Genomic DNA, 9,064 nt, shown 5'->3' with positions numbered 1-9,064 from the left:
AATTAATAATTAAGTGGGGTCGTAAAATCAAAAATAAGGGCAATGCGTGTATCACAGTTTAAATGTGCAACAGCTTAGAGGAAAATCGGAATTGCCCGATCGCTAACACGATGCAGCCCGTCACCAGACAAGTTAAAAGCAGAAATTCGCGGGGTCGCGTCCCGGAGTTTTAGCTTGCAATCGCGATGGCGGGACGCCTTGCAAGCTAGGTATTTGAGGCGATTGCATCCCATCTCCCCGCTCCGGTACTCGCAACCCCCCGTAATGCTCCGCCAGCGACACACCTGCCAGCGCGTTCCCTATAGGTTTGTAGTAAAAACTAAAGTCATCGCTACAAACCAATTTTATAACAATCGTTATATAAAACAGTTAGCCTCGCCCGCAATCTGCAAAATCTGCCTTGGCATTGGTTCTTCAATCAATTATTGTTAACCCAAAGATCCATCAAATCTGCTACGGTTGGCAAAGTCAATTATTGATTGGCTGTACGATGCGGATATGAATAAAATTTTAGTCAAATTCAAACCAGTTTAACCCGTTCAAATTATTCAAGGCATCTGCATTGATTAAACTAGAAGGTCTACAAAATTCAGCAAAAAAACGGCTAAAAAAAATTAACTGGATCTTAACTTAGTGCCATGATTTGGTATGATCTACAAGGGGTTCTGCCAAAGACGTGTAACTAAATAGCAATTTACCAGTAGGTGATCGATGCAACCCGCCCTGACAAATCAGTTAAACAATGCTTTCACCCTGTTTCTCAGCTTGTTAGTAGAAGCAATACCTTTTCTGCTGCTAGGAGTCTTATTCTCAGGTTTGCTGCTGGGGTTTGTAGATGAACGCAAGCTCGTATCCCGTATCCCGCGAAACCCGCTACTGGGGGCTTTGATGGGCAGTTCGATCGGCTTTTTGTTTCCTGTGTGCGAGTGCGGTAACGTGCCCGTAGCCCGCAGGTTACTGATGCAGGGAGTGCCCGCACCAGCCGCGATCGGCTTTTTGCTCGCAGCCCCCACCATCAACCCCGTGGTAATTTGGGCGACTTGGACGGCATTTCGCGATCAGCCAGAAATTGTAGTTTTGCGGGTGGTATTTTCCCTAATCACAGCCACAATTATCGGCTGGGTGTTCAGCACCCAAAAAGACTTGCGGCCTCTGCTGCACCCCTCTGTAGCCCGCGCGATTCCCCTCCCAAAACCAGAGTTTTCCGAAAAAGATATCGTCCAAGCCAACACTCCGCTGCTGTTGCAGTCGGGAACATTTATGCTCGGTCAGCCGGGGGGGGCGGTGCCGATCGAATCTTTGCTACAAGACGACTGGAAGCCATTACAAACAGGCCAAACAGAAAAAACATCGAAACGTTCCTCAATGTTCCACCGCGTTTCTAAAGAGCGTCTGCGCCTGCTTTTAGATACGATGGTGCAGGAGTTGCGCGAATTGGGAGGAGTGTTGGTAATCGGAAGTGCGATCGCAGCCATCATTCAAGTTGGCGTACCCCGCGAACTAATTCTCAACCTCGGCCAAGGCCCTATTTCTTCAATTTTCGCCATGCTGATATTAGGCGCACTCGTGTCGATTTGTTCTACAGTAGATGCCTTTTTTGCCCTGTCTTTTGCTTCCACATTTACCAGCGGTTCGCTATTAGCATTTCTCGTGTTCGGTCCGATGATTGACCTCAAAGGCATTGGTTTAATGCTGTCAATTTTTAAAGGTCGAGCCGTAGTTTACTTAATTGTCTTGGCAGCTCAGTTAACTTTTTTAATGACCCTCGCTGTCAACTTGTATCTAGGTTAATAAATTAGCCGGGACTGACAACTAACGATAGATTCCCAATTCCAAATTCCCCATTCCCAATTCCCCATTCCCCATTCTCAATGACTCTTAAAAAATGAATCTTAAAAAAATTAGCCCCTGGCTGGAGGCCCTCGCTATGTTAGCGTGGGGAATACTGCTTCTTAAATATTGGATAACCGGCAAATTAAGCATTCTCATTCACCCGAATTACTTTGGCTTGACTCTAGCAGGAGGAATCGGCTTAATGGTTATTGGCGGTTTAAAAACTTGGGAACTCGTAAAACTCGATCGCACCACAAAGCAATCGCGGACATCACCAGCAAATAACTCTCTCAGAGTCACCGAAGTTGAACACGTTACCTTGTTTCCCCCCAGCATCGGCAGCACCTTAATGTTGAGCGTCGCATTAATAGGTTTAGCAACAACACCACGCACTTTTACCAGCCAGACAGCATTAGAACGAGGCCTCACCGAATCCCTGCCAATCACCAGACTGCAACCCCAAGAATTTCGCAATACTACAAAACCAGAACTGCGATCGCTCGTCGAATGGGTGCGACTGTTAAATTTCAACCCCGAACCCGATATATACAGAGGTCAAAAAGTAAAAGTTCAAGGATTTGTAATTCACCCCCCTAACATAGCAGAACAATATATGTGGATTGGGCGTTTTATCATTACTTGCTGCGCGGCAGACGCCTATCCGATCGGGTTGCCCGTAAAATTACGGATAGGTCAAAGCCGCACCGCCTTTGCCCCAGACAGTTGGCTAGAAATAGAAGGAGAAACGATCGTAGAAGAACTGCAAGGCAAGCGCAAATTAATAATTCAAGCATCCTCCCTCAAACCAATTTCCGAACCAAAAAACCCTTATGATTATTAGATGTGGAGCAAGCTGGAGATAAAATTTTACCTTTCTGATTTTGGGATAGACATTCCCGGCCCGTCCGACCTATGCCAATTAAAATAATGTACAGTCAGCTATATAAAGTTGCAACAGCATCCTGTAGGAGTTGCCAAAAGGAAATTCAGCAACTAAACTCGTCATTAGTAAATAAATTGTCAGTATATGTCATCTGGAAAAAAATTAGCTATCAAAGGTGCTGCGTGGACGATCGCCAGCTATGGAAGCAGTCAAATTATCCGATTTGCCAGCAACCTAATCCTGACACGTCTGCTTGTGCCAGAACTATTTGGTCTGATGAATCTAGCCTACGTTTTCATCACAGGGATCCACTTATTCTCAGACATAGGTCTAGGCCCAAGCATCATCCAGAACAAACGCGGGGAAGAGCGTGAATTTCTCAATACCGCTTGGACACTGCAAGTCATTCGCAGCTTTTTCATTTTTATTGGTTTGATTATAATTACTTACCCAGTTGCTAGTTTTTATGAAGATCCCCGTCTCCTGTGGTTGATTCCAATAATAGGTATAAATACCCTAATAACAGGGTTCAACTCGACTGCTATATCCAGCCTCAACCGGCAGATGGCACTCAAGAGAGTAGTAATTTTTCAGTTGGTCATACAGATAGTTTCTACTACAGTGATGGTTGTCTGGGCCTGGTTCGATCGCAGCATCTGGGCGATCATCGTCGGTGGCTTTATTGGAGCTTTAATGGAGTTAGTAGGGAGCCATTTTTTGATTCCCGGCAAGTCAAACCGTTTTGCTTGGGATAAAGAAGCAGCTAAAGAAATATTTTCTTATGGCAAATGGATATTTTTGTCTACGGCTTTGTTTTTCTTGTGTTCTCAAGCCGATAGACTCATCCTCGGTAAAATATTTACTTTAACAATGTTGGGGATTTACGGCATCGCTTTTACCCTGGGAGATATGCCGCGCCAAGTCATCATCGCCATTAGCGGCAAGGTGATTTTCCCCTCGATTTCTATGCTGGCCGAGTTGCCGCGGGAGGAGTTGCGCGCGAAGATACTCAAGAACCGCAAGCTAATTCTAATACCGTTAGCGGTAGGTTTAGCAATTTTTGTGAGCTTCGGAGATATGCTAATTTTAACACTGTACAGAAAAGAGTATACGGCGGCATCTTGGATGATGCCCATCTTGGCTTTAGGTATCTGGCACACCACCCTCCACAATATGATGGCTTCTTGTCTGTTAGCCGTAGGAAAGTCTCAGTACGCAGCTATGGGCAATCTGGTGACTTTTGTGAATCTATGTATAAGTATACCGCTGGGATATCACTTAAAAGGTAATTTAGGTGCCGTGATTGCTGTAGCTCTCGGCGACCTTCCTACCTATGCAGTAACTAACTACGGTTTGTGGCGAGAAGGACTAACTTGTTTTTGGCAGGATATTCAATTAACAGGGCTGTTTGTAGGGGTGCTGGTCACTCTAATTTGGTGTAGAGTGGCTTTTGGTTTGGGTCTGCCGATTGATAAAATATCACCGATGGATTTAATACCTATCAATCAACTGTTTCAGTAAACAAACCTGTTGAAAGTGCTGCGTGTCCCACCTACTTAATATCTTAAGTTTTATTCAGTCCTGGAGGCACCACAAGTTTCAAAAACTAGGTGGGTTACGGAAAATAACTCGTTGCAGCCATTTACTGTGGTAAAAAAATGGCTTTGTGAGTGTTAGGAGTGGGTCCAAAAATGTAAAATATCATAGGGAAAATTTGGCAGTTAATTTTCAGCAGAAATAGGAGAGAAAGATTTGTGAGTATTTTTAAGAAAAAAATTAATCCTTCACCCTTCGCTATTCTGCCATTCAAACAGCCGATCGACCGCACGGCCATCTTCCTCATGCTAGTGCTGAGCGTTTTTATCGGACTGCTGCTGCTGAGTGGCGATCACACAGCACCCAGAGTGCGAGAATTTACCTGGGAAAACAAACAAATCGGCGCCGAAGATACCGGCTTTATCCTCACCTTCTTTCGGCCGATGAACCACTCCACCGTCGAGGAAAACTTCAAGCTAGAACCCCCCCTCCCCGGTAAATTTAGTTGGGCTGGAAGACGCATGGCTTACACCCTCAAAGATCCAGCACCCTACGGCGTTACCTACACATTAAAACTCGCCGGAGCAACCGATAAGTATTTCGCAGAAAAAAACCAAAATAAAGGAACGCCAATGCAACCGTTTAGCAGTTCCTTTCGCAGCCGCGATCGAGCTTTTGCTTACATCGGCGTCCAAGGCGAAACAGAAAGCAGATTAATGCTAGTCAATCTCACCAGCAGCGACTCAAAACCGATACCCCTAACTCCCACAGATTTAGTCGTTACCGATTTTAAACCGTATCCCGACAGCGATCGCATTTTATTCTCCGCCACCGATCGATCCATCGCCCGTACTCGTGGCACCCTAAATCAAGAACTATTCACAGTCACCACCGGCCTCAACCCCCAATCGGGATCAGGAACTCAACAAAAATACCCAGCCGGTAGAATCGACAAAATCTTAGACTCCAAAGATTACCAAAACCTCAAATTCGACCTCTCAGCCGACGGAAAAATCATAGTTGTCCAGCGCGTCAACCGCAGCAATCCCGGCGATTTCACTCCTTGGATTTTGGAAGAAAAACAGGTACCCCGACCATTGGAAAAGGAACAAGGCGGAGATTTTATGATTCGCCCCGACAGTAAATCGATGGTAATATCTCAAAAACAAGGATTAGCGATCGTCCCCCTCAAACCGGAAGCAGACCCAGTAGAATTTTTGCCAAAATACGAACAAGTATTGGGGATGGCCCGCGACAACTCTGCCGCCGCCTATGTTAAATACAACAGCGACTTTACTCGATCGCTTTTCATCTTAGATAACCAAGGTGTGGAACAAGAAATATTGCGTATTCCCGGCAGCATTATGGCCGTTTATTTCGACCCCCGCAAAAACCAAGACAACCAAGTTCAGCGTCTATACTGTTTGTTAGCCCAACGTCTCAAAACAGAAAGCTACAAAGAACAGCCTTTCATCGCCACCATCGACCTCAAAAAAGAGGGCAGTCGTTTAGTCGGAACCATCAAACCGCTGCTGGTTTTGCCCAACCAATTAGATACCCAAATCAGTTTATCTCCCGATGGGCTGGCATTAATTTTCGACCAATCAGTCACAGCAGCAAATCCCTCAGCAGCAGATAGTCCCCGCAATGATAGCGGACAGTCGATCGCCACCAGCCGCCTCTGGCTACTACCCTTAGTAGAAATACCCGCAGATGGTTCTCCCGCAAAACTACAGCCAGAAGAACTTCCCTTTGCCGGCTATCACCCCCGCTGGCTTCCCTAAATTGATTTGAGATTTGAGATTTGAGATTTGAGATTGACCGATATTGGTAAATATCAGGGTAAGGTGCGCCCATAAACACCAAGCGTTGAAATGTGCGCGGTGCACACCCTACTTTTACTAAATTGATTTGAGATTTGAGATTGGAAATTTGAAATTGAGTTAATACTAAGCCATACTGGTAAATATTACAAACTTTTGAAACCAACTCACCAGCCTGCAATTTCACATCTAAAACCTCAAACCTAAAATCTAAAATTCGCATGACTCCCGAAGAAATTAGCAATACCCTTAAAGACTTATTTGGTGACAGTGTTGAGATGCCGGCTGCTACTTCTTGGCAAGTAGAAACCCCCAATTTTCGCCTGTTAGTCCTCCTTTCAGAAGATGGGACTTGGCTGCGGATTTTGCTGCCGATCGCCGATGCCCAGGAAGCTCAACCATTTTTTGATAAACTCCTAGAAGCTAACTTTGACACCACCCTGGAAACTCGCTACGCCTTACATCAAAACGTTTTGTGGGGAGTATTTCAGCACAGTTGTGCCACACTCGCGGCCGCAGATTTCTCGGCCGCCGTCGCCAGAGTGCTGGCTTTGCAAGAGCGAGGTTTGTCTGACTTTTTCGGCGGTTTGATAGAAAGCCGCATCCGTGAAATCATCAAAGCTGCGAAGATGCAGGGACAGTCTGTGGAAACTACCCTTCAGACTTTAGACCGTTTCTACGCAGAGGGATTGATGGGTGGAATGGAACTAGGGCGAGAGTCTAGCGAAAAAACTCTCGCCGCTTGGCGGTATCAGCTAGAACGCCTCTGGCCGGAGGTGGAACCCTAAGAAGATTTGAGATTTGAGATTTGAGATTTGAGATTTGAGATTTGAGATTTGAGATTTGAGATTGCAAAAAACTGACTACCATCGAGGTTGGAAGTTGCCTAAAGTTGCATTTCTTTGTAGTGGTATAGGAACTGCGGCCGACGGTTATGATGTTCTTAATTCCACAAACCCTTGCGGAACATGGCTTCTTCCTTCTCTCCTAGATAACTAAAGCCTTCCATCCGTTACATTCGGTTACACCCGAAGAAAGCGAATCCGTGGCCGAACTTCCTTCTGCTGTACAATGTGCCGATTTTGGCCTGGGCCCTAGTCTTGACAGTTGGAGCCTGCTGCTCCTTGGACGAGGGCTAATCCCGGTCCTCGAACCCTCGAAGGATGCCCGTATATTCCCTGATAACCCGCAAGCGGTTCTCCAATTCCCTTCTATCAGTGAAAAAATGGTATAACTTATCACAATAATTCGTTATAAATATTAAAAAATTTCGGAAAACACGCGAGCGCAGGTATATCATGGTAAAAAGTTTAAAGCGCGTGCTCCGTAATTTCCACAAAAGCTTCGCTCGTTTAATATTGACTTAGAAACAAAATCTTTAGCAGACAATGCTACTGCGATCGGGTTTTCCCATCTGGTGCTGTTGTAATTTCACAAATTAGCAACTACCCGCTACCAATTACCCGTTACGAATTAATAGCAACTTAAGTTGTTCATGAATACAATTTTTAACAGGGGTTTCATCTATGTTTGCTGTGCGTGAGACTAGCTCGGAGTTATCAGTGTTGCATATACCTGAATTTTGTACTTGGAACATCTCCTTAGAATCAACTCTCATAGACCTGCCACTCTTCAACTGCCAAATTGAATTAACTCAACAGGCAAAAGAAGTAGCCCAGGCTTTTGAAGAAAATTCCATGCTTCCCGGCGTCATTTTGACAAATGGGGGTAGTTTTGTAGGCATAATATCCAGGCGTCTATTTTTTGAAAAAGTTAACCGTCGCTACGGATTAGAAATGTTTTTTAAGCGACCAATAGAGGTATTATACAGGTTTTCCAAGCCAGAGCCGCTGATACTTCCAGGCAGTAAGTTAATAGTAGAAGCCGCCCAGGAATCGCTTTACAGAGCCGCCGAATTAATTTACGAACCTGTAGTAGTGGAAGTAGCACCTCAGAGCTACAAACTATTAGACGTACACCAATTAATGGTCGCTCAATCAAGAATTCACGAATTAACAAATAAGTTGCTCCACAAACAAACCCAAGCCAAACTCATCCAAACAGAAAAAATGGCGAGTTTGGGGAGGATTGTAGCAGAAGTAGCCCACGAAATCCGAAATCCGCTGAACTGTATTTGGGGAAATTTAACTTTTCTGCTTTCCTATTTTGAAAACTTGCTTCAGCTAATGTCGGTTTATGAAGAAGAATATTCGGAACCATGTCCCCGAATTGAGGCCCTTAAAAAAGAAATTGAATTTGATTTTTTACAAGAAGATTTGCCTATCACCTTAGAAGGGATGGAGTTGGGAGCCTCGCAATTGCTAAAAATAGTTAACGGCCTGCACCACTTCTCTCACATGGACGAGACAAAGCCAGTGGAGACAGACATTCACGAATGCGTGGAGATGACGCTGTTAATTCTGAAAAACCGCTTTAAAAATAGCATAGAAGTGGTAAAAAATTACGGCGAACTGCCGCTAGTTAGCGGCTACTCCGGTCAGTTGAGTCAGGTGTTGTTGAATTTGTTAGTTAATGCTCTAGACGCCCTGACAGAGTACGCAGCCGAGCGAGAAATACAGACCCAGTGCCTGGACAACTGGCAGCCCCAAATCGAAATTACCACTAAAGTCATAGAAACCGAACACGGCAAGCGGGTGGCCATTTGCATTGCCGATAACGGGCCCGGCATTCCCCCAGAAAATCACCAGCAGATATTTGACACCTTTTTTACCACTAAACCAGCAGGCAAAGGCAGCGGTATGGGGCTGGCTATCTGCCATCAAATCGTCACAGAAAAGCACGGCGGCCAAATGAAATTGCGATCGCAACCAGGTAAGAACACTGAATTTGAAATTCTCCTGCCTATAGTTGGCACAACATGATTAACTCAAGAATATTCTCGGTTGTTCGCTCCTGCAGTGAAGTGATAGGCTAGCTTAGTAGTAGGTTCGCAATTCACTTTCCCAGCGTTTCGGCAACTAAAAGTTCA

Annotated in this window: 6 protein-coding genes; all 6 read left to right on the top strand. The window is 45.1% G+C overall.

Features of this window, described 5'->3' with window-relative positions:
* The first annotated feature begins 711 nt into the window (after positions 1-711).
* The 6 genes from QT996_RS03785 (at position 712) to QT996_RS03760 (ending at position 8,957) form a co-directional block, all read left to right on the top strand.
* Positions 712-1,791, top strand: a complete 1,080-nt coding sequence (locus tag QT996_RS03785; RefSeq protein ID WP_333044636.1) for a permease — start codon at positions 712-714, stop codon at positions 1,789-1,791.
* Between the two features lie 94 nt (positions 1,792-1,885).
* Positions 1,886-2,674: a TIGR03943 family putative permease subunit gene (locus tag QT996_RS03780; RefSeq protein WP_333044635.1), complete on the top strand. Its 789-nt coding sequence runs from the start codon at positions 1,886-1,888 to the stop codon at positions 2,672-2,674.
* A 186-nt stretch (positions 2,675-2,860) separates the two neighbouring features.
* Complete coding sequence (locus QT996_RS03775; RefSeq protein ID WP_333044633.1) at positions 2,861-4,237, top strand: oligosaccharide flippase family protein; 1,377 nt, start codon at positions 2,861-2,863, stop codon at positions 4,235-4,237.
* Between the two features lie 233 nt (positions 4,238-4,470).
* A complete protein-coding gene (locus tag QT996_RS03770) occupies positions 4,471-6,036 on the top strand; it encodes a hypothetical protein (protein WP_333044631.1) in 1,566 nt (521 codons plus the stop codon).
* 260 nt (positions 6,037-6,296) lie between these two features.
* Complete coding sequence (locus QT996_RS03765) at positions 6,297-6,863, top strand: hypothetical protein (protein ID WP_333044630.1); 567 nt, start codon at positions 6,297-6,299, stop codon at positions 6,861-6,863.
* A 738-nt stretch (positions 6,864-7,601) separates the two neighbouring features.
* Entirely contained in the window at positions 7,602-8,957 is a 1,356-nt protein-coding gene (locus tag QT996_RS03760; RefSeq protein ID WP_445304537.1) for a sensor histidine kinase, read from the top strand.
* Positions 8,958-9,064 lie beyond the last annotated feature (107 nt).

It is taken from the genome of Microcoleus sp. S13C4, assembly GCF_036700865.1.
In the GTDB taxonomy this organism is placed as follows: Bacteria; Cyanobacteriota; Cyanobacteriia; order Cyanobacteriales; family Microcoleaceae; genus Microcoleus.
The sequence above is the reverse complement of the archived record's forward strand: the minus strand, read 5'-3'. Positions and strand labels throughout refer to the sequence as shown.